Here is a 22,343-nt window from a genome sequence, read left to right on the forward strand (position 1 = left end):
CGGCAGAAGCTGAACGCACAGTGCGCGTGCGTTATGGCCCGCGCTTTCAGTTAAGGTGACTGATCGCTATTTGTTTTGGGTCAGCACCATCAGAACATCTGCGTACCAAGCGCAATTGAGTCCAAGCCACTCATCTTTGATCAGGTCGCGGGTGCGCATGTCCATGCGCGTGGAATGCACGCCGAGCAACTGCCAAGTCGGCAGAGAGGACCTGCGTTCTTGGTCTTTGCTCCTGCGTCGAACGACAGGCGCACCGCTGCTCCCACGGTGTGTGCGGGCATCGGTCAGGAAGTAGCCCTGTTGCTGGAAGCGCACGCCGTACGCCGAGGCGATCGATGCGCTGCGCGCTACGGCGAGGTGATGGATCGTGTCGTGGAACCCCAGCGGAAAACCAACGATCATCAAATTGTCTCCAATCGCCACGTCCTCATTTTTAGGGTCAAGGTGCGACTGGTCGAAGGCATGCAGCACCGCGTGCTCGGGCAGGCGGCTGGTCTGGATCTCGATGGTGGCGATGTCCACCGGGCCGCCCGTGTCGGCGGCCTGTCGCCACAGCGCGAGGCCGTTTCCATAGAGGGGTATCGAGAAGGTCGCGTACTGGGTCAGGTTGCTCGCATCGGTATGCAATTCGATCTCGACGCGGTCGGGAAAATGCTCGCTTGGCTCGTCGCAAAAGACATGCCGATTCGTCACAAGGAACAATCGATCATCGCGGCGGAAGAAGAAGCCGCTTGCACCGGTCAACAATCGCGTTCCAGCGTAAGTGTGGATATGGGTCGTGGTCAGCAGAATGGCCTCGACGGCCTGGCGTGGATTGGCGTTTCCCTGTGGCTGCACGATCCCGGCGAGCACCGCGCGCGTTCTGGCAATGTCCCGTTCAAAGGCGGCCAGCACATGGTCTGAAATGGGGGTGTTCAGAATGACCGTTCGAGCTGCTTCGGCATGTGCTTCGAACGAACGCACCAGAGTGTTATGGGTAGCGGGCGGTAATGCTTCCAGCAGAGAAGGAAGCAATGCGTCCAATGCGATCAGGCTGCCCTTGAGTTCGCAGATGCGCTCGGTGGCCTCCTGCAGATTTTTCATGGCAATGATGCCTTTCAGAAATGAGAAAGCGCGGATGAACCGCGCTTCGCAGGTGGGTGTGGAGAAGTGATTGGACCATCAGGCCCAATGCCTTCAACTCACGGCACGAATGTTGGAGGCTTGGGGGCCCTTGGCTCCCTCGGTGACTTCGAACTGCACGTGCTGGTTCTCAGTCAGGGTCTTGAAGCCGCCGGCTTGGATTTCACGGAAGTGGGCAAAGAGATCCTTGCCCCCGCTGTCGGGGGCGATGAAGCCGAAGCCCTTGCCTTCGTTGAACCATTTCACAGTTCCGGTTTGTGTCGTCATATTGATTTCCTTTCGAGGTTACCGGGTCGCAAAAACGCATCCGGCGAAGAGACGCCAAGAAAATCATCAAAGGAGATTCGACACAGCCGCGGGAGGAACCCGGGAGAAGCGGAAAAAGACCGATGCAATGAATGCCTTGCACATATCAACGAACCCATAGTACGCGCATTGCGCCTTGCGTGCCGGTTTCTCTAACTTATATTTTCCTTGGCGTCGAGAGTCTGTGGCCGTGGCAACCACACTAACAGCGCCAGGCCAACGACCGCTGAGAACAGCGAGGCCAGGAAGATGCCGATCTTCGCGCTGTCCATGAACGGGCCGACCAGGGCAAGATTGGCAATGAACAGCGCCATCGTGAAGCCGATGCCTGCCAGAAAGCTGCCACCCGCCATGCTGCCCCAGTTCAGATCCGGAGGACGAATCGCCAGGCCGGAACGCAGAGCCAGCCAACTGAAAAGAAGAATGCCTGTTGGCTTGCCGATAGCAAAGCCCAGGAACACCGCCGCGGCGACAGGCTGGGCCGCGCTCGTCCACGAGAGTGCCAAGCCTGCATTGGCGAGAGCGAAGATCGGCATGATGCAAAAGCTGACCCACGGGTGCAGTGCCATCTCCAGGCGCTCGACCGGCGAGAGCGACTCGCGCGCGGCAATCTCCGCCACCTGCAGGGTTCCCCGATCACTTGTGTGGGCGCTGCCTTGGTTGCCCGTTGGATGGGCGATGACCTGCCCCAGGATCGCGTAGAGCCGGCTGTCGCTTACCCAGCGCCTCGCAGGCGTCATCAGCCCAAGGATTACACCGGTGACCGTGGCGTGAAGTCCCGACGCATCGATGGCCAGCCAAGTGGCGCAGCCCGCGATGACATAGATCGGGATGCTTCGAATGCCGGCGGCGGCCAAACCGCGCAGGATGCCGATGCACAACCCGGCCAGGGCGAGCATGCGCCAGTCCATGTGGTGGCTGTATCCGACAGCGACCACCAGGATGGCGCCGATGTCATCGACGATCGCCAGGAACAACATGAACACCCGCAGACTGTGCGGAATGCGCTTGCCGAGCAATGCCAGACAGGCAATGACGAACGCGGTGTCGGTGGCCATCACAATGCCCCAGCCATGCTGGCCGGGTTGCGCCCACTGCAGTGCCAGATAGACGGATGCGGGCGCGACCATGCCGCCCAATGCCGCAGCGATGGACAAGGCTGCCATGCGCGGGTTGCGCATCTCGCCCAGGACGACTTCGCGCTTGAGTTCGAGTGCCACCAGGAAGAAGAACAACGTCATCAGCCCGTCGTTGATCCAGCTTTTCAGCGAACGACCGAATTCGAACTCTCCGAGCCGCAGTTCGATGCGTGTTTCCCAGATGCCAAAGAAAGCATCTGCCCATGGAGAGTTGGACAGGAGGAGGGCGGCGATGGTGAACGTCAGCAGGACGGCACCACCGGCCGCCTCGATGTGCAGGAATCGGACAAAGGGTGGAGCGATCCGGTCGATCAATGCCCGGGGGAGCTGGACGGGTGCGGTGGAGTGGGGCCGTGGGTCATTCATGGGTTTCCCTGATGGCGTGGGGTCGTGTGCGTGATGGCCTCATGCCATCCATCCATGCGCGCACGGGCTTTTATCGGAGCTATTGACTCACGCGGTCGGTGTCGGGAGCGCTCCACCGCGGGCCTTGGGTAGAGTGCGGTCCCGGTGCAGCAGCCTCAGTACGGCCTCGTCGCCGTGGCCGGCAGGTCGAAGAAGAACCGCACCATTTCCACCGAGGCATCTGGGCCTCTGGCATCGGTGTAGGTGCCGCTCCCATCGCCCCCGGACCATGCGTGTCCTGCCCCATGGAGCGTCCATGACTCGATGCATGCATAGCCTTGACCGCAGGTATGGACCGTGCGGCTGTATTTCCGCCCGCCCCCCGCTTCGCCGGTTTGTGTGCTGCTGGCCGACGTTCCGTGCGCCTGGCGCGCATGTACGACGATCTGCACTCCGTTGCTGTGCTGGACCGTATGGTCCCGGTCGCCATGAAAAACGATGATGGCTGTGATCGCGGCGGCGTCATAGGTGGGAGCCCGTGCATGGAAGGGGTTTTTCATGGGTACTTTCTCAAACTGAAAAGGTTTTGTCGAAAGAGATCAGCGAATGCGTTCGGCCAAGGCCCGCCGCACGGCGGGACCGGCCTGGAAGGCTCACAGCACGGTCACCGATTCGATGGCAGCGGATGCCAACTCCGGAGTGACGTTGTCCGCGATGCGCGCGAGCCCGACCACCTGAACCTGCAGGCGCTGACCGGTAGCCACCGCGCGTTCAAGATCCTCTCGTCCTACGTGCTGCAAGCCCACGGTGAGAGTGCGCCGCGCCACCGCCTGCTTCACGACATTGGCGTGCAGGGCCAACTGATTGCGCACGGCCATGCGGACAAGATCCGAGCGGTTTGTGTAGAAGCCTTCCTGCACCAACAGGTCGACGTGACCAATATCTACCATGCCCACTTTCCGGTCATCTTTTCGGTCTCGCCACCTTACTGTTTCAGTTCAGAGCGTGGGAACTCTCGTTCATAGCATCCATTTGAAATCCTTTTAAAGCATAAATGGCGTTGTCTGGTTGACTATCGCGACGGACGGATTCGCGCCACCGCAGGCCGATCCGCGGTCTGTCGACCTTTCGATGAGGCAGGTTGCGCAATGGATGGTCGGAGTCCGATGTTCAGCGCAAGGTGTGACCGGGCATGGCGATGGTGAACACGCAACCGCCATCAGGTGCGCGTCGCACATCGAGGGTGCCGCCGTTCAGCTCCACACTTCGGCGAGAAATAGTCAGGCCCAGGCCCATGCCGCTGCGGTCGTCTCCCGCCTGGGTGAACGGCTGGAACAGCGCCTGCATCGCCGCATCCGACAGGCCGGGGCCGTTGTCCTGCACGTCGATTAGGATGTGCTCGCCCTTGGCGCTGGCCTGCAGGCTGGCCACGCCGCCGTCAGCGCGCGAAAACTTGAACGCGTTCTGCAACAGGTTGCCCACGGCTGCGAGCATCAGGTCCCGGTCGGCGTCCAGAGCCAGCGACGGGTCCACGGCCGGGGCGCTGAACAAGCAACCCCGGCTCTGCGCCTCCATCGTGGCGGAGAGCTTGATTTCCGCGATGAACTCGGCCAGGGAAAACCGTTGCCGCTGCGCGGGCATGCCGGCGGTAATGCGCACCTCAGCCAGCGACCGATCGATCAGCTTGCTCATTCCTGCCAGCGCGCGGTCGAGCACGCCAGCTGTTGCGCCATTGGCTCCCACGTCTCCTGCCTTGATCGCCCGTTGCGCCAGCTTGGCGGCAAACAGCATGTTGCGTAATTCGTGCGCGAAAATGCCCAGACGCTCGTTGAGCGCCTGGGTGTGCCGGTCGGTCGCCTCGATCTCGCGCTGATGGGTGTATTCGGTGACGGCGCTGGCGATGGCATTGTCCAGGCAGCGGTTCAGGGTCCTGAATTCGTCCACGCCGATCGGCGTTCCGGTCTCGAACGCCATGTCGGAGATGGCTTGGCATAGGTCGCCGTAGTCGTGTACCACTTCCTCGACCGTGAAGCCGTGTCCCATAAGTTCCCGCCCGTGGCGGGTGGCGGAATCGCCGATTTCCGAGACAGCGCTGACGCCTCCTGCGACCCCGGAGACTTGGAGGCTGCGCTGCGGATCGTCGGTGCGCTCCGCCATCAGGGTCTGGATCAACTGATCCAGGAACACGGTAACCCCATGCGCGAGCTCTTCTTTGACCACCCCAGGCGATCGCAGGGCGACCTTGTCCCGGCAGCGCGCGATCAGCGTGCCACGGTTCGCAGATAGGAACTCATGCATCATCTGCACACAATACTCCTTGCAGGGGACAAATGGCCCAACGGCTGGATCGGAAAGGCGTTCTTCACAGTGTGATCACCAATAGATGGTCGCCTGGGGTGACTGGTACGTGTACGGCGCCGCCGAAGGCCAGCGCCACACCGTCCAGGACCGCCGACGAGATACCAGCGCAGTGCATCCCCGGCGATTCGACCTGGATGGTGTAGCGCGTCGCGCCGAGGACGACCTCGGCCTCGAAACCGGGCCATTCGGCTGGGATGCATGGATCAATGACGAGTACTTCACCTTCGCGGCGAATGCCCAGGATCCCTTCCATGCCAGCTCGGTGCATCCAGCCGGCGGCGCCGGTGTACCAGGTCCAGCCGCCCCGGCCTTCGTGCGGCGGCACCGAATACACGTCGGCCGCCACCACGTACGGCTCCACGCGGTAGCGCGCCGCATCTTGCGGTGTGCGTGCATGGTTGATGGGGTTGACCAGCTTGAACAGCGCGTGGGCGTGCGTGCCCGCCTGCGGGTCGGCGCGCAATTGCGTGAGCGCCAGAATGGCCCACATGGCCGCGTGGCTGTACTGGCCGCCGTTTTCGCGCAGGCCTGGTGGGTAGCCCACGATGTAGCCGGGGTCGCGGGGAGGGCGGTCGAAGGGCGGGCTGAAGAGCAGCGCCAGCCCAGGATCCGGCACCAGCAGGTGTGCGCGCAGTGATTCCATCGCGGCCTGGGCGCGGTCCGGATCGGCCGCACCAGACAGTACGGCCCAGGATTGGGCGATTGAATCGATGCGGCATTCCTCGTTGTCGCGGGTGCCCAGCCAAGTGCCGTCGTCGAAGGTGGCGCGCCGGTACCAGGCACCGTCCCAGGCCTCGCGCTCCAGCGCGGCAGTCACAGCCTGGGCATGGGCGCGCCAGCGTGCAGCACGGGCGGGGTCGCGCGCCTCCACCAGCGGGTCGAAGAGGGCCAGCGTGCGCACCAGCAGCCAACCCAGCCACACGCTCTGCCCCCGGCCATCCTGGCCTACGCGGTTCATGCCGTCGTTCCAATCGCCGGTCCCTATCAGCGGCAGACCCAATTTGCCAGTGAGCGCGATGCTCTGGTCCAATGCGCGCGCGCAGTGCTCAAACAGCGTCGCCGAGGCGCAGGCCTGCATGGGCTGGAAGAAGGCGTCATGCTCGCCGTCCTGCAGCACGGGGCCTTCCAGGAAGGCGATGGATTCGTCCAGCACTGCCGCATCGCCCGAGACGGCGACGTAGCTGGCCGCGGCGAAGGCTAGCCAGACGCGATCGTCCGAAATGCGTGTGCGCACGCCTTGGCCCGAATGCGGCAGCCACCAGTGCTGCACGTCGCCCTCCACGAACTGGCGGCCCGCGGCGCGCAGCAGGTGTCGGCGCGTCTCTTCGGGCCGCGCGAAGGCCAGCGCCATACCGTCTTGGAGCTGATCGCGAAAGCCGTAGGCGCCGCTGGCCTGGTAGAAGGCCGAGCGGGCCCAGATGCGGCAGACCAGTGTCTGGTAGAGCAGCCAGCCATTGAGCAGGATGTCCATCGCGCGGTCGGGCGTGCGCACCTGCACGGCGCCCAGCAGGGCATCCCAATGGTCTCGCACCCGCCGCAGTTCGGCGTCCAGGTTGGCCTCTCGCCAGCGCGCCGCCAGCGCCACGCTCTCCTGCGCGTTGCCGCATTGCCCGAGCAGGGCGATCACGTCCACTGATTCGCCGGGACGCAGCACCAGGCTGCACTGCAGCGCAGCGCAGGGGTCCAGGCCTGGGCCCACCGCGCCGGACAGGGTTGCCAGGCTCCGCAATGCCGCCGGTGCCGCCAGGCTGCCGTAACAGCCCAGGAATTCCGTGCGGTCGGCGGTCCAGGCGCTCTGCCGGCCCGCGAGGTCGGCAAAGGCAACGCGGCCCGGGAAGGCTGTGCTCCAGGGGTTGCGCGCCAGCAGCACGCCACTGGCCGCATCGGCCTCGGTCAGGATGAAAGGCGCGCAGGCGGCCCGCGAGGCGCCCAGCACCCATTCTGCATAGGCCGTGACTGACAGGCGCCGCGTCTGTGCGCCGCGGTTGCGCAAGGTGAGGCGCGACACCTTGACAGGGTCTTCCAGCGGTACGAATTGCAGTAGTTCCAGCGCGATACCATGCGCCTCGTGCGTGAAGCGACTGTAGCCATGGCCGTGGCGCGCAACATAGATGCCGCCGTCGCGGATCGGCTGCGCCGTAGGGCTCCAGAGCTGGCCGCTCGCCTCGTCGCGCACGAAGAAGGCCTCGCCGGTGGGATCGGTCACCGGATCGTTGGACCATGGGGTGAGTTGGTTCTCCCGGCTGTTGCCGGCCCAGGTGCTGGCGCTGCCGTCGGCCGAGACCTGGAAGCCGAAGCCCGGGTTGGCGATGACGTTGATCCAGGGTGCGGGCGTGGTCTGACCGTCGGCGAGTACGGTCACGTATTCGCGGCCGTCGAGGTCGAAGCCGCCGAGTCCGTTGAAGAACTCCAGCCGCGCTGTGTTCGGGCCCTGCGCCTGCCTAGGCAGGGCGGAGGATGGCAGCTGCGCGGCCGATTTGAGCGCAGAGCTCGCGGTGAGCGTCGCCTCGGGCAGTCGCGCGATTTGCCGGGCGATGTCGCCCCGACGCGCCAGCAGCACCACGCGGGCTGCTGACTGTAGCAGGCCGCGGGCCGACGCCTCCATCAAGTCTGCGCGCAGCGTATGGACCACACCCCGGGCCATCGCCTCACCGTCGAGGCGGGGGCGTGACTGGCTGCGGCGCACGGCGGTCTCGATGGCGGTCTGCAGGTCCTGCACATAGGACGAGGCGCGCTCGTTGACGATCACCAGGTCGACGCTCAGCCCCTTCATGCGCCAGTATTCGTGCGCGCGCAGCAGTTGGCGCACCTGGGCGATGTCCTCGATTTCGTCGATGCGCAGCAGCACGATCGGCAGGTCGCCCGAGACCGCGTGCCGCCACAGGTCCGACTGCGGGCCGGCGCCGCGCGCGATCGCCTCGGCCGGCGCGCGTAAGCGCGCACCCGCGTAGAGGATCGGCGCCGCCAGCCGCTGGAAGTCCGCCGCTTCGTCGGCCTCGATGCCGATGTGCCGCAACTGCACCTGAGCCTGGGTCCAGGCCAAAGTGCGGGCGCGCTCGAAGGCGCTGCGGTCGTGGTGCTGGTCCACCAGGTCGAGCAGCGCCTCGCGCGTGGCGGCCACCAGCGTCCAGAAGGCCAGCCGCGCCATCTGGCCCGGGGCGATGCGCACGCGGTGGCGCACCGAGAAGACTGGGTCCAGCACCGTGCCGGCCGTGCCGGACAGCGCGGCGCCGTCTCCCATGGCCTGCGCCGTGGCCGCCGTGCGTCCGCGGCCCAGGAAACGTTCTCGGTCGGATTCGTACTGCACAGGCGCCGTGGCGATGCCTTCGACGACCGCGAAATGCGCCGCCCACACCGGCGGCTCGTTGGGCGTGCGCGGGCGGCGCGTGGCGATCACGGCGCCGAACTCGGGCAGGTATTCGGTCTGCACGAACATCTTGGCGAAGGCCGGATGGGCATCATCGGCCGCGGGCGGCGCCAGCACCACCTCAGCGTAGGAGGTGAGTTCGACCTCGCGCGCCTTGCGGCCGGTGTTGGCGACTGTGACGCGGCGGACCTCGCCGTCGGCTTCGGCCGACACCACCACCTCCATCGTGGTCGTCAGGCTGCCGTCGTGCCGCGTGAAGGCGGCGTGATCCTCGGCGAAGACCACTTCATGGCTGTCGGTCGCCACGCCCAGGGGCTGTGCCGCGGCGGACCAGACCCGGCCGCTGTCCGTGTCTCGCAGGTAGACGTAGGCGCCCCAGTCGTCGCGGGTCGCGTCTTCGCGCCAGCGGGTCACGGCCAGGTCGCGCCAGCGGCTGTAGCCCGTGCCCGCCGCGGTCAGCATGACGGCGTAGCGCCCGTTGGACAGCAGGTGCGTGGCGGGTGCGGCCATGGTCGACATGCTTATGCGCCGCACCGCGTTCAGGTCGCCATGCGGCTCGGACGCGCCGGATGGCACTTCCTCGGCGCGCGCGTGCGCCACGGCGACGAGGCGCGGCATGCGCTCCTGCAGCAGCAGTTCGCAGGCCTGGATCATCGGCTCACGATGGAAGCGTTCTCGCATGCGCGCGCCCTGCAGCGTGTTGGCGATGGCGACCAGCGTCATGCCCTGGTGGTGCGCCATGAAGTTGCGCACGATGGCGACCTGTGATCCGCTGGGCAGCCGGGCGCGCGTGAAGTCCAGTGCCTCGTAGAAGCCATGGCGCCCAAGCGCGCCCAGCGCCTGCAGGCGCTCGAAGTTGCGCTGCGCGAGCGGTGCATCGACCATGCTGGCTAGACCTGTGGCGTAGGGCGCGATCACCAGGTCCTCGGCCAGGCCGCGCTTGAGGCCCAAGCCCGGCACGCCGAAGTTGGAGTACTGGTAGGTGAATTCCAGGTCGCGGGCGTTGTAGGCCGATTCGGAGATGCCCCATGGCACGCCCATCTGCCGGCCGTAGGCCACCTGGCGCTGCACGATCAGGCGGTTGGTCTGCTCCAGCAGGCTGCCGGCCGGCGCACGCATCACCAGCGAGGGCATCAGGTATTCAAACATCGATCCGGACCAGGACACCAGGGCCGATCCGCGGCCCACGGGGATGGCGGTGCGACCCAGGCGGAACCAGTGACGCGTGGGCGCATCGCCCTTGGCGATCGCGAACAGGCTGGCCAGCCGCGCCTCGGATGCCAGCAGGTCGTAGCAGTTGGCGTCGAGTACGTTCTCCACCGCGGCATAACCGATGGACAGCAGCTTGCGCTCGGGGTCCAGCAGGAAGGCGAAGTCCATGTCGAGCGCCAGCGTGCGGGCCTGTTGCGCCAGGGCTTGCCAGCGGGCATCGAGGCCATGCGCCGCGGCGGCGAGTGACGCGGCGTCGCGCGCCTGCTGCTTGATCCGCCCGCGCAGCGTATCGATCCAGAATAGAAGGTCGTCGCCCTCCGCATGCACTGCCGAAACCAGCCCACGCGCTTCTTCTGCTGCCTTGTTGGCCAAACGCTGGAGTACCGGCAGCAACAGGCCGGCAGGACTCTGTAGCCCGGCGTCGATGTCATCGAGGATGGCCCGCAGCCGCTGGCCCTGCGGCCCCTGGGCCGCGGGTTTGGCAGACGCCGACTCGCGGGCCAGCGCGAGTGCATCGCCCACACCATCCGCCCAGTCGGCCGGCAGCGGCGCGCCCTCCCATTCCTCGCAGGCGTTGGCCAGCGCGATCAGGTGGCCCGCCAAGTTGCCGCTGTCCACCGACGACACATAGGCCGGTGCTAGCACCCGGGCCGTACGCGTGTCGTACCAGTTGTAGAAATGGCCACGGAACCGTTCGAGTGTCTGCAGGGTGGCGAAAGTCGCTTCTAGGCGCTCGCAGGTCTGCAGTGCGCCAGCCCAGCCGAAGTCGCGGGCGGCCACCGCCGACAGCAGGTACAGGCCGACGTTGGTGGGTGAAGTACGGTGCGCAACCACCGGCTGCGGGCCTTCCTGAAAGTTGTCCGGTGGCAGCATGTGCTCGGCTGGCGTCACGAAGGTCTCGAAGAAGCGCCAAGTGCGGCGCGCCGTGCGCCGCAGGGCTAGGGCATCGGCGAGTTGGGGCGCGCCGGACGGTACGAGCGGTGGGCGACGGCTGGCGCGCCAGGCCAGGGCCGGCGCCGCGAGCCAGAGCGCCAGCAGGAACAACGCCACGGGCCACGCCGCGGGCGAGAACACGCCAACACTCACGGCCAATGCCACGGCCAGCAGTACGCCGCCGGCCATCTGCCCATAGAAGCCCGCTACGCCGGGCCGCGGGCGAGCGGCGGACTGGGCGGCGGTTGTCCATTCCAGCAGGTGCCGGTGGGTCGCGTACAGCCTGATCAGGGTGCGGATGATGGCGTCCAGCGCGCGCCAGGCCTGGTCCGGTAGCAGGGCCAGTGCCCAGCCCGCCTGCAATGCGGCCATCCGCAGGTCGGTGGCCAGTAGGCGCAGGTGGCTGCTCAGCCGGATGCCCGTGCGTGGCGGCCCCAGCCCCGCGAGGCTGGGCAGGAAGGCTGGCACGGACAGGGCCAGCACCAGTAGCCCCATAGCCTGCAGTGACTGAGGCCAGGGCAGCCAGGCGCACAGCGCGAGGGCCAGCAGGCTCGTTGGCGCGAGTAGGGACCGCCGCAGATTGTCGATCATCTTCCAGCGGCCCACCGGCGGCACGGCTGCACCCGAGTGTCTCCGTCCAAGCACCCAGGGCAGGAGCTGCCAGTCGCCACGCGTCCAGCGGTGTTGGCGTCGTGCGGCGACGTCGTAACGGGCCGGGAATTCCTCGACCACCTCGACGTCCGACGCGAGTCCCGCGCGCGCGAACACGCCCTCGAACAGGTCGTGACTGAGCATTGTGTTCTCGGGAATGCGCTCGGCTAGTGCGGCCTCGAAGGCATCGACGTCGTAGATGCCCTTGCCGGTGTAGGAGCCTTCGCCGAACAGGTCCTGGTAGACGTCGGACACTGCGGATGCGTAGGGGTCCATGCCGCCCGCGCCGGACGACAGCCGCTGGTAGAGCGAACCATCGCGGCCCAACGGCAGCGCCGGCGTTACGCGTGGCTGCAGGATGGCGTGGCCGCCCACCACGCGCTGTTCGGCATCGTTCCAACGGACGCGGTTCAAGGGGTGGGCCATCTTGCCGATCAGGCGCAGCGCCGCGTCGCGCGGCAGCCGGGTGTCGGCATCCAGCGTGATGACATAGCGCACGCCGGCCAGGATGTCGGGCTGCGCGCCGCCATCGAGTGGCATGAAGCTGGTGTCGGTGGCGCCGCGCAGCAGCCGGTTGAGTTCGTGTAGCTTGCCGCGCTTGCGCTCCCAGCCCATCCAGCAGCTCTCGCTGGCGTTGAACTGGCGCCGTCGGTGCAACAGGTAGAAGCGTTTGCCGCCCGGGGCAGGGCCGTGCCGTTGGTTCAAGATGGCGATGGCCTTCTGCGCGATGCCGATCAGGTGGGCGTCTCCGTCCTGCACCTCCGTGTCCGCATCGAGGCCGTCCGACAGCAGGGCAAAAGACAGGTCGCCACTTGCGCCGGCCAGATGGTGGACCTCAAGGCTCTCGATGTGGCTGCGCAGCTCCGCCTCGCTGGACAGCAGCGTGGGCACGACGACCAGTGTGCGCAGGTTGGCAGGAACCCCGTCGACCAACGCCAGGGCAGGGAGTCCCACGGGGCCAGCGCGCGCGGCGATTGCTCGCTGGACGAAGGCTGTAGCCACCTCGGTGGCGGGCAGGAATGCGGCCAGCGCAAGCGCCGCCAGCAGCCCGGCGGGAGCTGCCGCCGAGGCACCTGTGGCGAAGACGGCCCAGAACGCCAGGCCCAGCAGCATCGCTGCCAGCGCGAGGATGGCGGCTGCGTAGCCGCCAAGCCCGAGGCGGATGTTGAAGCGGTCGATGCGCATGGCCAGCGGCGGCCTGAATCCAATGGCCTGCTCCAATTCGCCGCGCCCCTCGGCGATCAGGTAATGGCCGGGATCTGTCATGCTGGCGTCATGGACGCGAAGCTCGGACGTCTTTTGCGAAGCCGCCAGTGCCAACGCCCGCTCAGCAATCGCGAGTTCGGACAGGGGTGAACCTCGTGCCAGTTGCTCGATCGCGGCGCGGTAGCGGTTGCGTGTCGGAAAATCCATCTCTGCGAAGGCGCTGACGGCCCGCAGGCGCGCATCAACGAGACTGTTGCTCTCGAACAGATCAGCCCAGTCGATGTCCGACATTAGGCGCATGCTGGTGATGACGTTGCGTACCGAGACGTTGGAGGCGCCCTGGCGCTGTTGTGCATGCAGGATGGCCTGGTCCGCATCCGTACCCTGGTTGCGCAGCCGCTCGTCCAGCCATTGCAGAGCCGGCGTGGTGCGCGGATCCTGGTCGCGCAAGCGCTTGGCGAGCTGCGCGGCGAACAGTTCGGATATCGGGCCGCTCGCCCGCGTTGCAATGTCCCGGTCCAGCGCTGCATACGCGCCGCCTGGCTCGAGCAGACGGTCGGCGAGGCGTTGCGCGTCGGCGCGCGCGGCGCGTCCAGCCGTGATCTGGTCGGCCAGCCGGCGCAGGTTCTCTATCAGTACGATGCGCAGAGTGATCGCTACGGCCCAGAGTTCGCTGATGTCCAGCGGCTGGACTTCCTGATAGGCCGCGATGAAGCGGCGTAGGATGGCGGGGTCGAAGTGGCTGTCGGTATGGGCGACGAAGGCCCAGGCGAGTCCGAAGACGCGTGGATAGCCCGCCAGCGGACCGTCTGCCAGCTTGGGCAACTGGTGGTAGTAGCCCGGTGGCAGGTCGGTGCGGATCTCGCGCACTTGCGCCTCGACCACGTGGTAGTTGTCCAGCAGCCACTCGGCGGCCGGAACCACGCGGCGGCCCGCAGCCACTTCCGCAGCACCCGCACGGTAGGCCAGCAGCAGCTCGGCGGCGTTGCAGCGCAGCCGGCTGTGCAGCGAAGGCACCCGGGGCGGGCTGGCGCTGACCCGCTGGGCCGCGGCGAGGCTGCGCGCGTGCTGTTCCAGGCGCTCGATGCCGAATAGTTCCTCACGCAGAGGTGCGGTATCGGCCCAAGGACCTGGGATAGCGCGCCGGAACGCTAAATGAATAACTGGATGCATGGGCGCCTTTCAGGGCGCCACGGGCACGGGAGGCCCCGATCACCCCGCCGAGCAGAAGATGGGCAAGATGGCCCTTGTGGAAGCGGCTGGGCGATGTGAACCAGTGCGCCTGTCAAGACTTCTTGGAAGTCTGCACGGGTGTCGCTGCGGCCCTGGCCAGTACCGGGGAGGCCGGGGCTGCCGGCGCCGGTTTCTTTTTAGGTTTTTTTAGTTCCCGGTTGCCGCGCTTTCGCTCTTTTCCTGCCATGGAGTGCTCCTGCTCTTGAATGTCAGCCCGCTATTGCGGGCGAAATGCTCAACCACTGGATGTAATGGCTGGCGTGTGCGTCAGGAAGGGAAGGGTTCTGCAGGACGCTGGCGTCAATCAGCGGGAAGCGAAGGGGCCGCCCATTCGGTAACGACTATAGATAGTGGCATGCGACTACATTTCAAGGCCCTTTCCTCGCTTGAACCAAGCTTGCCGTCCTCCTCGGCGGGAGTTGCGTAGATTGCCTCAGGGCGGGAGAGGTCGTTCAAGGTCCCACTCAGCCTGATCGGTAGGCGGCACGCTGGCACGCTGCGGCAATCAGTGAATGCCGAGGCCGACATGAAGGCGCTGATGGCGGCGCAGGTGCTGTTCTGGTTGCTGCGAGCGCCCGACGGCCATGCCAAGAACTTCAGCATTCAGCTTCTGCCACGCGGCCGTTTTCAGTTGACCCCGCTGTATGACGTGATGTCGGTCTACCCGGTGTTGGGCGATGGCCCCAACCAGTGGTCGCCGTATGAAATCAAGCTGGCCATGGCCCTGCTCGGCAAGAACCGGCACTACGAGATGCACAGCATCCAGCGCAGGCACTTCAACAGCACCGCGCAGAAAGTTGGGTACGCATCGACCGTCGAGCCGATCATCGAAGAACTCCTGGCTCGTACGCCAGCGGCCATTGCCGAAGTGCAAGCGGAATTGCCACAAGACTTCTCACCGCGTGTCCGCGATGCCATCGTAGGCGGGCTTGAGCAGGCGGCCAGAACACTCAGTGGGATGCCACCGTAAGCAGGCGAAGAGCAGGGCGTTCCAGGGCAAGTTCGAGCGCGCTAAGATGCAATCTGATCGACGATAAGGCCGAAAGTGTCGACGCCGCGCAAATCGCTCCATAACCCGCGCCAGCATTAAGCGAGCTTTTTTGACGGTAAATGCCGACGGTAAAACTTACGACGATCATCGCAAATCCCTTTAACCACGCGGGCTTGCGAGACCTGTTGATGATCGAGTGGGAGTGAGCGGCCGGTCGTCACGCACGGCCGTGTCAGCGCCCTGGACCAAGCCCGCGCCACGCGGGCTTTTTTGCGCCCGCTGGCGTTGCCCGGCCGGGTGCGGCGTCTGCGTTGCCGCACGTCGGCAGGTCTCCAGTACGCATGGTCCGTTTGCATGATGTTCCAGCCCCGGTGCACTGCTTGAATCCCGCGCTCGGGCTGCGGTATGGGCAGTGCCGGCTTTGTGCCGCGCCTGCCGCCGCGGCATGTGGCGGGGCGCCGTTCCCGCCAGGACTGACGCGAGGAAATGAGATGACGGGAATGCTGCAAGGCAAGGTGGCGCTGGTGACCGGTGCCGGCCAGGGCGTGGGGCAGGGCATTGCCTACGCGCTGGCGGCCGAGGGCGCCAGGGTGGCCGTGGTCGGCCGCACGCTGGCCAAGCTGCAGGACACCTGCGCCGAGATCGAGCGCCGCGGCGGCACGGCGCTGGCCGTGCAGTGTGACGTGACGCGGGCAGCCGACATCGAGCGCTGCGTGGTGCAGGTGGTCGAGGCCCTTGGCGGCGTGCAGATCCTGGTGAACAACGCGCAGATCGTGCCCATCGGCACCCTCCTGCAGGTCAGCGACGAGGCCTTCATGCAGGGCATCGATTCCGGGCCGCTGGCCACCGTGCGCTTCATGCGCGCCTGCCATCCGCACCTCAAGGGCGACGGCGCCATCATCAACCTGGCGTCGTCAGCCGCGGTGCGCTGGGACGCGAGCGGCTATGGCCACTACGCCGCGGTCAAGGAAGCCATCCGCGCCCTGAGCCGGGGCGCCGCCTGCGAGTGGGGCGCCGACGGCATCCGCACCAACGTCATCGCGCCGCACGCCATGTCGCCCGGCATGCAGGGCTGGATCGAGGCGCGCCCGGCCGAGGCCCAGGCTTTCCTCAACACCATCCCCCTGCGCCGCGTGGGCGACTGCGAGAACGACATTGGCCGCACCGTGGCCTTCCTGGTCAGCGACAACGCGCGCTACCTGAACGGCGCCACCATCCCGCTGGACGGCGGCCAAGCTTACTGGGGCTGACCATGGACAGTGCAACACACGACATGACGGGCCGCGTCGCGGTCATCACGGGCGGCGCGCGCGGCATGGGGGCGCACACCGTGCGCCGCTTCGTCGAGGCCGGGGCGCAGGTGGTCATCGCCGACCTGCTGCAGGCCGAAGGCCTGGCACTGGCCGCAGAGCTGGGCGACGCCGCCCGCTTCCACCGGCACGACGTTGCGAGCGAGTCCAGCTGGCAGGCGCTGGCCGAGGCCACGCTGCGGCGCCTGGGCCGCATCGACGTGCTGGTGAACAACGCTGGGGTGATGCCGGTGGGCACGCTGGAGCAGATGCCGCTGGCGCAGTTCGAGCGGGCGCTGTCGGTTAACTTGGTGGGGCCGTTCCTCGGCATCCAGGCAGTGACGCCGGCGATGCGCCGCCAGGGGCGCGGCGCCATCGTCAACATCTCCTCGGTCGATGGCCTGCGCGGCGCCAACGGGCTGGGCGCGTACGTGTCCAGCAAGTGGGGCGTGCGCGGCCTGACCAAGGTGGCGGCGCTGGAGCTGGGCCCGCACGGCATCCGCGTGAACTCGGTGCATCCGGGTGGCGTGGACACGCAGATGGCCAATCCCGGCGGCTTGCCACGCGATGCGCTGGCCGGGCACTACCGCCACGTACCGCTGCAGCGCATCGGCGCACCGGAAGAAGTGGCGCGCGCCACGCTGTTCCTGGCCAGCGATGCCGCCAGCTACTGCAACGGCAGCGAGCTGGCGGTGGACGGTGGCGCGGCTGCGGGCTTTTACTACGACGCCCTGCCGGGGGCGGCGACTGCGCCGACCAGTACCCTGCAGGCCTGACGCCGCCATGCCCACCTATCCGCCTGCCTGGCCGGCGGTCCACGCCACGGCGCAGCCGCCGCACTTGCGTAGCCCGCCGTCCGCTGTTGCTGCCTGACCGGAGTTGCGCGCCAGTGCCGGGCGGTATGCAGTGCGGCGCCCCGGGCGCGCCTTCTGCCTACAGCCTATCGGCGCCACACTGGACACCATAGTGCGCTGGCAGATCCGCACGCCTGCAGGGTGTCGGAGGATTGCCGGGACATAGTGCACAGGGAATATCCATGGCTGGGCAAACGCCGCGACAACACGATGACAACGAGGCAGTGGCGCTGCTGTACGAGGTGGGCACGCTGTGTGCGCGCGTGGATAACCCGTTCGCCATCTGCCTGGACAAGCTGCTGGACGCCGCCGTGCGCCTGTCGGGCAGCGACGGCGGCTTGCTGCAGACGCTGGACCCGCGCACCGGCCCGCCCGACACGCTGTGCTGCCAGCAGATGTTTGGGGATCTCGACGCCAGCGCACTGCGCCGCGAGTGGGAATCGTCCGCCATGGCCGCCGCGCTGCGCCAAGGCGGCGCACTGTGCACGCGCGACCTGCAATCTGATGCCAGCGCCGTGGCCGATGACGGCACAACCGTGCCCTGGTCGCAGGACTTCGTGCGGCAGATGCGCGCAGCCGGCATGCGCGCGTGCGTCGTCCACCCGCTGGTGGCGCATGCCGACGGACTGCTGGGCGTACTGCTGACCTGCTCGCGTGCGCCGCTTGCGGTCGACGGGCCGCCGTCCCGGGTGCTGCAGCTGCTGGTGCGCCAGGCCACCGACTATCTGGAGCGCAAGCGTGCCGAGGCACTGATCCAGGAAAGCGAGGCGCGCTTTCGCGCCTTCACCAGCGCCACCTGCGACGTGGTCTACAGCATGAACGCGGACTGGAGCGTGCTGCTCCACCTGCAGAGCCGCGAGCTCGTGCGCGACAGCGTGACACCCAACCAGGGCTGGTTCGACCAGTACATCCCGCGCGAGGACCAGCCCGCGGTGCGCGCCGCTATTGACCAAGCCATGGCCAGCCAAGGCGTGTTCGAGCTGGAGCACCGCGTGCAGCGCATCGACGGCAGCATCGGCTGGACGCATTCGCGCGCGCTGCCGCTCCTGGATGCCCAGGGTCGGGTGACCGAGTGGTTCGGCACCGCCAGCGATGTGACCCAACGCCGCTTGGCGCGCGACGCGGTGAACCTGAGCGAGCAGCGCTACAGCGACCTGTTTAATTCCATCGACCAGGGCTATGCCGTGATCCGGGTAGAGCTCGATCCGCAGGACCACCCCACGGACTATGTCTTCTTGGAGGTCAACCCCGCATTCGTGCAGCACACCGGGCTGCAGGACGTGGTCGGCCGCCACGCGCGCGACTGCATGGCCGAGCCGGAGCAGATCTGGTTCGATATCTTTGGCCGCGTGGCGTTGACCGGCGAGCCGATCCGTTTCGAGCAGTATTCACGCGAGCTGGGCCGCCACTTCGACGTGTTTGCCTTTCGCCTGGGCCTGCCCGAGGCGCGCGAAGTGGCGGTGCTGTTCAACGACATCTCGGCGCGCCGCGCGCACGAGCAGGCGCAGCGCCTGGCCGACCGGCGCAAGGACGAGTTCCTGGCGACGCTGGCGCACGAGCTGCGCAACCCCATGGCGCCGATCCGCACCGGCCTGCACATCCTGCAGATGGGCCGCGCCGACGCCGGCAAGACGGGGCAGGTGCTGGCCTCGTTGCAGCGCCAGGTGGACCACATGGTGCGGCTGGTGGACGACTTGCTGGAGGTCTCGCGCATCTCGCGCGGCAAGGTCGAGCTGCGGCGTGCGCCGGTCGACCTGGCCTCGGTGCTGGCCAGCGCGGTCGAGACCAGCACGCCGCAGATCGACGCCATGCGCCATCGCCTGCAGCTACACCTGCCGCGCGCGCCGCTGCGCGTGGACGCTGACGCGGTTCGGCTGTCGCAGGTCTTCGCCAACCTGCTGAACAACGCCGCCAAGTACACCGACGAAGGGGGCGAGATCGTGTTGGCGGCGCGGGCCGAGGGTGGGCAGGCGCTGGTGTCAGTGCAGGACAACGGCATCGGGCTGGCGCCGGAGATGCTGGAGGACGTGTTCCAGATGTTCGTGCAGGCCGGCCAGCCCGGCATGCGCGCGCGCGGCGGCCTGGGCATCGGCCTGACGCTGGTGCGCAGCCTGGTCGAGCTGCACGGCGGGAGCATCCACGCCAGCAGCGAGGGACTGGGCCTGGGCTGCACCTTCACCGTCAGCCTGCCGCTGCTGCAGGACAGGCCGGCCCAGCCCGCGGCCGGCGCCGATGGCGATGCCCCGCAGGCGCCGGAATCACGTCCCCGGTGCGTGCTGGTGGTGGACGACAACGTGGACGCCGCCGAAGGCCTGCGCATGCTGCTGGAAACGCTGGGCATGCAGGCGCACGCGGTCTACAGCGGCGCCAGCGGGCTAGAGGCGATCGCCGAGCTGCGGCCCGAGCTGGTGTTCCTGGACATCGGCATGCCGGTCATGGGCGGGCTGGAGTTCGCGCGCCGCATCCACACGCGCTTCGGCAGTGCGCGGCCGATGCTGGTGGCCGTCACCGGCTGGGGCCGCGACGAGGACCTGGAACGCTCGCGCCAGGCCGGCATCGACCACCACCTGGTCAAGCCGCTGGAGCTGGACGACCTGATGCGCATCCTGGAACCACAGCCGCAGGCCGTGCCCGCGCCTTGATCGGGCACCGCGCGCCGCACCAGCGGGCAGGGCGCGGGCAGGTGGGGACGGCGCACGGATGTGGATGTTGTCTGGCGCGCCGGTCGGCGGCGCGGGCGCACCATGGCACTTCATGCCGCTGATAAAAATTTGATAATGAGAATTGTTATCAATTAAAATACTGCCATGACCTCGCGCCGCCTGCCTCGCCTTGCAACGCCGCACCCGCCCTCCGGCGCGGCAGGCCGTGCCGCTGCCGCATTCCGTTCCAGGAGCACGCCATGAACCACGCCGCACTGTCCCTTGACTGGCACACCTGGCGCCTGCGCACCTGGCTGGGGCTGGGCGCGTGCCTGGCCGGCGCGCTGGTGCTGCTGACGCAGGCCTGGGGCTATGTGCAGTCCGATCCGGTGGTCATGAACGCGCTGGTGGGCGGTTCGGTGGCGGCGCTGGCCACGGCGATCGGCACGGTGCCGGTGCTGCTGTCGCGCGAGCTGTCCGAGCGCGTGCAGGACACGTTGTTCGGCTTTGGCGCCGGCGTGATGCTGGCGGCCAGCGCGTTCTCGCTCATCATCCCCGGGCTGGAGGCGGCGCGCAGCGCACAGGTCTTCGGCGGCGGGCCCTGGGCCGCCGGCGGCGTGGTGGGCAGCGCCATCGTGCTGGGCGCGCTGGCGCTGCTGGCCATGGACCGGCTGCTGCCGCACGAGCACTTCATCAAGGGCCGCGAGGGCGCGGCGGCGCGCAAGCTGCACCGCACCTGGCTGTTCGTCATCGCCATCGCGCTGCACAACCTGCCCGAGGGGCTGGCAATCGGCGTCGGCTACGCCGCCAACGAGGGCGTGCGCGCCAACGCGCTGGCCATGGGCATCGCCATCCAGGACGTGCCCGAGGGGCTGGTGGTGGCGGTGGCGTTGCTGGCCGCCGGCTACGGCCGCGCCTTCGCGGTGTCGCTGGGCATGGCGTCGGGCCTGGTCGAGCCCATCGGCGCGGTGCTGGGCGCGGCCATCGTCAGCTATTCGGCGGCGCTGATGCCCTGGGGCCTGGGTTTTGCCGCCGGCGCCATGCTGTTCGTCATCAGCCACGAGATCATCCCCGAGTCGCACCGCAAGGGACACGAGGCTTTCGCCACCGGCGGGCTGATCATCGGCTTCGTGCTGATGATGCTGCTGGATACGGCGCTGGGCTGAGCAGCAGCACGTTCGGCCCAGCACGCCTGGGCGCCGGGCCCTTTGACTTTTTTCCAGGAGAACCATGGCATGCAGGTGTGCGAACCCGACCTGGCACGCGAGCACTGCGCGCTGATGCGGGACTATGGCCGCGCCCAGCTGCGCTGCAGCGAACAGATGGGCGCGCAGGCGCGCGAGATCGAGCGGCTGCAGGCCGAAAACCTGTGCCTGCGCGCGCGCCTGGTGGCGCGTGAGACGGCGCTGGCCTGGGCCGCGCAGGACCACGCGGCGCGCGAGCAGGCCGCCTGGAGCCTGCCCGGCCGCCTGGCGCTGGCGCGGCGCTGGGGCACGCTGCTGGCGCTGTTGCGCGAACTGCTGAACGAACCCGTCCCGTCCGGCCAGCCGATGCCTCGGGCCGATGCCCTGGGCAGCCCCGCGCCGCCGCCCGACGAGGACGCTGCCTGGAGCGCGCACGACGCGCAGGCGCTGGAGGACAGCCTGCGCGCCGCCGACCTGGTGGTCTGCCAGACCGGCTGCCTGGGCCACGGCGCCTTCTGGCGCGTGCATGATCACTGCCGGCGCACCGGCAAGACCTGCGTGCTGGTGGCGCAGCCCGATCTGCTGCGTCTGATGCAGGGCCGCGACCCAGGCGCCGCCACGCCTGCGCCGCAGGAGCGCAAGGCGCAGGTTGCGGCCATCGCGCCGGCGTCCTGCGCCAGCTGCAGCGCCGGCGGCCGCCCCGGCTGAAGCGCCGCCACGCCACTACCATTGCGCCTTTGTGGCGCCGCGCGCCACGGCAACAGGAGTGCATTGCGTGACAGGATCTTCGCTGTTCTTTCCCCGGGCCGCGCTGGCGGCCGCCACCTGGGCCGGCGTGCTGGCGCTGTCCGGCTGTGCCAGCCGCGAGGCCACGGTGCCGCGCGTGCAGCAGGGCGGTGGCGAGGGCGGTGCGCGCACCGTGCAGGTGGCGCCCGAGCGCCTGGCCTGCGAGACCGGGCCGCGCTGCCCGGTGCTGGCCGTGTCGTGGACCAGCCGCCACGCCGGCCAGGCGCGGCTGATGGTCGCGCTGCCCGGCACCTCCGCTCAGGTGAGGGGCGCGGACGTGCACATCGGCGGCTCGGAGACGGTGCGCCTGCGCGTGCCGGCCGGCAGCGCCGCACCGGCAAACGCGCCAGCGCTGCCGGGCGCCGCGCAGTTCGACGTGCCGCTGCGGCTGGTGGACCGGCTGGCCCATGCCCCGCGCACCTGGATGCGCGTGTATACCGAAGGCGGCGGCATGGTGGACGAATTCGTGTTCAACGGTGAGCAGCGCAGCCGCGCGTCCGAGGCGATGGCGCACTTCCTGACTGCTGTACAGGGCGCGGGCGGCAAAGGCGAGGGGCTGGACGGGGCGCGCGGTGGCCTGTTTGAACGCCTGGGAGTCGGCGCGGATAAGTGACCAACGTGCCGCGTGTCTGTGCGCTGATGCGGCTGCCACGCCCAGCATGCACCGTACCGGGTTACGCCAGGAAAGGGGCCGTCGCACACGCAATAATGCCTGTTTCTGC

13 protein-coding genes and 1 pseudogene are annotated in these 22,343 nt (G+C 67.8%); 7 read left to right on the forward strand and 7 right to left on the reverse strand.

Annotation, left to right across the window (positions count from 1 at the left end; genetic code table 11):
• Nucleotides 1-66 precede the first annotated feature (66 nt).
• The 7 genes from BLQ61_RS12975 to BLQ61_RS13005 all read right to left on the reverse strand — a co-directional run bounded on the left by BLQ61_RS12975 (nt 67) and on the right by BLQ61_RS13005 (nt 13,815).
• The gene (locus BLQ61_RS12975; protein WP_091571039.1) at nt 67-1,083 is read right to left on the reverse strand and encodes a S1 family peptidase; all 1,017 of its coding nucleotides are present in this window, start codon (nt 1,081-1,083) and stop codon (nt 67-69) included.
• A 93-nt stretch (nt 1,084-1,176) separates the two neighbouring features.
• The gene (gene cspE, locus BLQ61_RS12980) at nt 1,177-1,389 is read right to left on the reverse strand and encodes a transcription antiterminator/RNA stability regulator CspE (RefSeq protein ID WP_091571041.1); all 213 of its coding nucleotides are present in this window, start codon (nt 1,387-1,389) and stop codon (nt 1,177-1,179) included.
• Between the two features lie 191 nt (nt 1,390-1,580).
• Entirely contained in the window at nt 1,581-2,933 is a 1,353-nt protein-coding gene (nhaA, locus tag BLQ61_RS12985) for a Na+/H+ antiporter NhaA (RefSeq protein ID WP_091571043.1), read from the reverse strand.
• Between the two features lie 155 nt (nt 2,934-3,088).
• Nucleotides 3,089-3,472, reverse strand: a complete 384-nt coding sequence (locus tag BLQ61_RS12990; protein ID WP_091571045.1) for a CE1 family esterase — start codon at nt 3,470-3,472, stop codon at nt 3,089-3,091.
• A 93-nt stretch (nt 3,473-3,565) separates the two neighbouring features.
• Complete coding sequence (locus BLQ61_RS12995; protein WP_175488291.1) at nt 3,566-3,862, reverse strand: CopG family transcriptional regulator; 297 nt, start codon at nt 3,860-3,862, stop codon at nt 3,566-3,568.
• A 220-nt stretch (nt 3,863-4,082) separates the two neighbouring features.
• Nucleotides 4,083-5,213: a sensor histidine kinase gene (locus BLQ61_RS13000; RefSeq protein ID WP_175488298.1), complete on the reverse strand. Its 1,131-nt coding sequence runs from the start codon at nt 5,211-5,213 to the stop codon at nt 4,083-4,085.
• 61 nt (nt 5,214-5,274) lie between these two features.
• Entirely contained in the window at nt 5,275-13,815 is an 8,541-nt protein-coding gene (locus BLQ61_RS13005) for a glycoside hydrolase family 94 protein (RefSeq protein WP_091571047.1), read from the reverse strand.
• A 553-nt stretch (nt 13,816-14,368) separates the two neighbouring features.
• Between BLQ61_RS13005 and BLQ61_RS13010 the strand changes: the two are divergent.
• From BLQ61_RS13010 to BLQ61_RS13040, 7 genes and pseudogenes are all read left to right on the forward strand, one after another.
• A pseudogene (locus tag BLQ61_RS13010) lies at nt 14,369-14,845 on the forward strand (HipA domain-containing protein); the annotation flags it as partial.
• 512 nt (nt 14,846-15,357) lie between these two features.
• Nucleotides 15,358-16,116 carry an SDR family NAD(P)-dependent oxidoreductase gene (locus tag BLQ61_RS13015; protein WP_091571050.1) on the forward strand — a complete coding sequence of 253 codons (759 nt, stop codon included), beginning with the start codon at nt 15,358-15,360 and terminating at the stop codon, nt 16,114-16,116.
• A gap of 2 nt (nt 16,117-16,118) precedes the next feature.
• Nucleotides 16,119-16,931, forward strand: coding sequence for an SDR family NAD(P)-dependent oxidoreductase (locus BLQ61_RS13020; RefSeq protein ID WP_091571053.1), 813 nt, complete (start codon nt 16,119-16,121; stop codon nt 16,929-16,931).
• A gap of 260 nt (nt 16,932-17,191) precedes the next feature.
• Nucleotides 17,192-19,651, forward strand: a complete 2,460-nt coding sequence (locus BLQ61_RS13025; protein WP_091571055.1) for a hybrid sensor histidine kinase/response regulator — start codon at nt 17,192-17,194, stop codon at nt 19,649-19,651.
• Between the two features lie 260 nt (nt 19,652-19,911).
• A complete protein-coding gene (locus tag BLQ61_RS13030) occupies nt 19,912-20,817 on the forward strand; it encodes a ZIP family metal transporter (RefSeq protein ID WP_091571058.1) in 906 nt (301 codons plus the stop codon).
• Nucleotides 20,818-20,886: 69 nt separating this feature from the next.
• Nucleotides 20,887-21,543, forward strand: coding sequence for a DUF2325 domain-containing protein (locus BLQ61_RS13035; protein ID WP_091571061.1), 657 nt, complete (start codon nt 20,887-20,889; stop codon nt 21,541-21,543).
• 67 nt (nt 21,544-21,610) lie between these two features.
• Complete coding sequence (locus tag BLQ61_RS13040; RefSeq protein ID WP_245704057.1) at nt 21,611-22,234, forward strand: hypothetical protein; 624 nt, start codon at nt 21,611-21,613, stop codon at nt 22,232-22,234.
• Nucleotides 22,235-22,343: the final 109 nt, after the last annotated feature.

Origin of the sequence: Oryzisolibacter propanilivorax, from assembly GCF_900103645.1 — a bacterium.
Classification (GTDB): Bacteria; Pseudomonadota; Gammaproteobacteria; order Burkholderiales; family Burkholderiaceae_C; genus Melaminivora; species Melaminivora propanilivorax.

Excerpts from the sequence above, each read along its gene's own strand:
- BLQ61_RS12975 (WP_091571039.1), bottom strand. The coding sequence starts at position 1,083 with ATGAAAAATCTGCAGGAGGCCACCGAGCGCATCTGCGAACTCAAGGGC.
- BLQ61_RS13020 (WP_091571053.1), top strand. The coding sequence starts at position 16,119 with ATGGACAGTGCAACACACGACATGACGGGCCGCGTCGCGGTCATCACG.
- BLQ61_RS13015 (WP_091571050.1), top strand. The coding sequence starts at position 15,358 with ATGACGGGAATGCTGCAAGGCAAGGTGGCGCTGGTGACCGGTGCCGGC.
- BLQ61_RS12995 (WP_175488291.1), bottom strand. The coding sequence starts at position 3,862 with ATGGTAGATATTGGTCACGTCGACCTGTTGGTGCAGGAAGGCTTCTAC.
- nhaA (WP_091571043.1), bottom strand. The coding sequence starts at position 2,933 with ATGAATGACCCACGGCCCCACTCCACCGCACCCGTCCAGCTCCCCCGG.
- BLQ61_RS13025 (WP_091571055.1), top strand. The coding sequence starts at position 17,192 with ATGGCTGGGCAAACGCCGCGACAACACGATGACAACGAGGCAGTGGCG.
- cspE (WP_091571041.1), bottom strand. The coding sequence starts at position 1,389 with ATGACGACACAAACCGGAACTGTGAAATGGTTCAACGAAGGCAAGGGC.
- BLQ61_RS13000 (WP_175488298.1), bottom strand. The coding sequence starts at position 5,213 with ATGATGCATGAGTTCCTATCTGCGAACCGTGGCACGCTGATCGCGCGC.
- BLQ61_RS13035 (WP_091571061.1), top strand. The coding sequence starts at position 20,887 with ATGCAGGTGTGCGAACCCGACCTGGCACGCGAGCACTGCGCGCTGATG.
- BLQ61_RS13030 (WP_091571058.1), top strand. The coding sequence starts at position 19,912 with ATGAACCACGCCGCACTGTCCCTTGACTGGCACACCTGGCGCCTGCGC.
- BLQ61_RS13005 (WP_091571047.1), bottom strand. The coding sequence starts at position 13,815 with ATGCATCCAGTTATTCATTTAGCGTTCCGGCGCGCTATCCCAGGTCCT.
- BLQ61_RS12990 (WP_091571045.1), bottom strand. The coding sequence starts at position 3,472 with ATGAAAAACCCCTTCCATGCACGGGCTCCCACCTATGACGCCGCCGCG.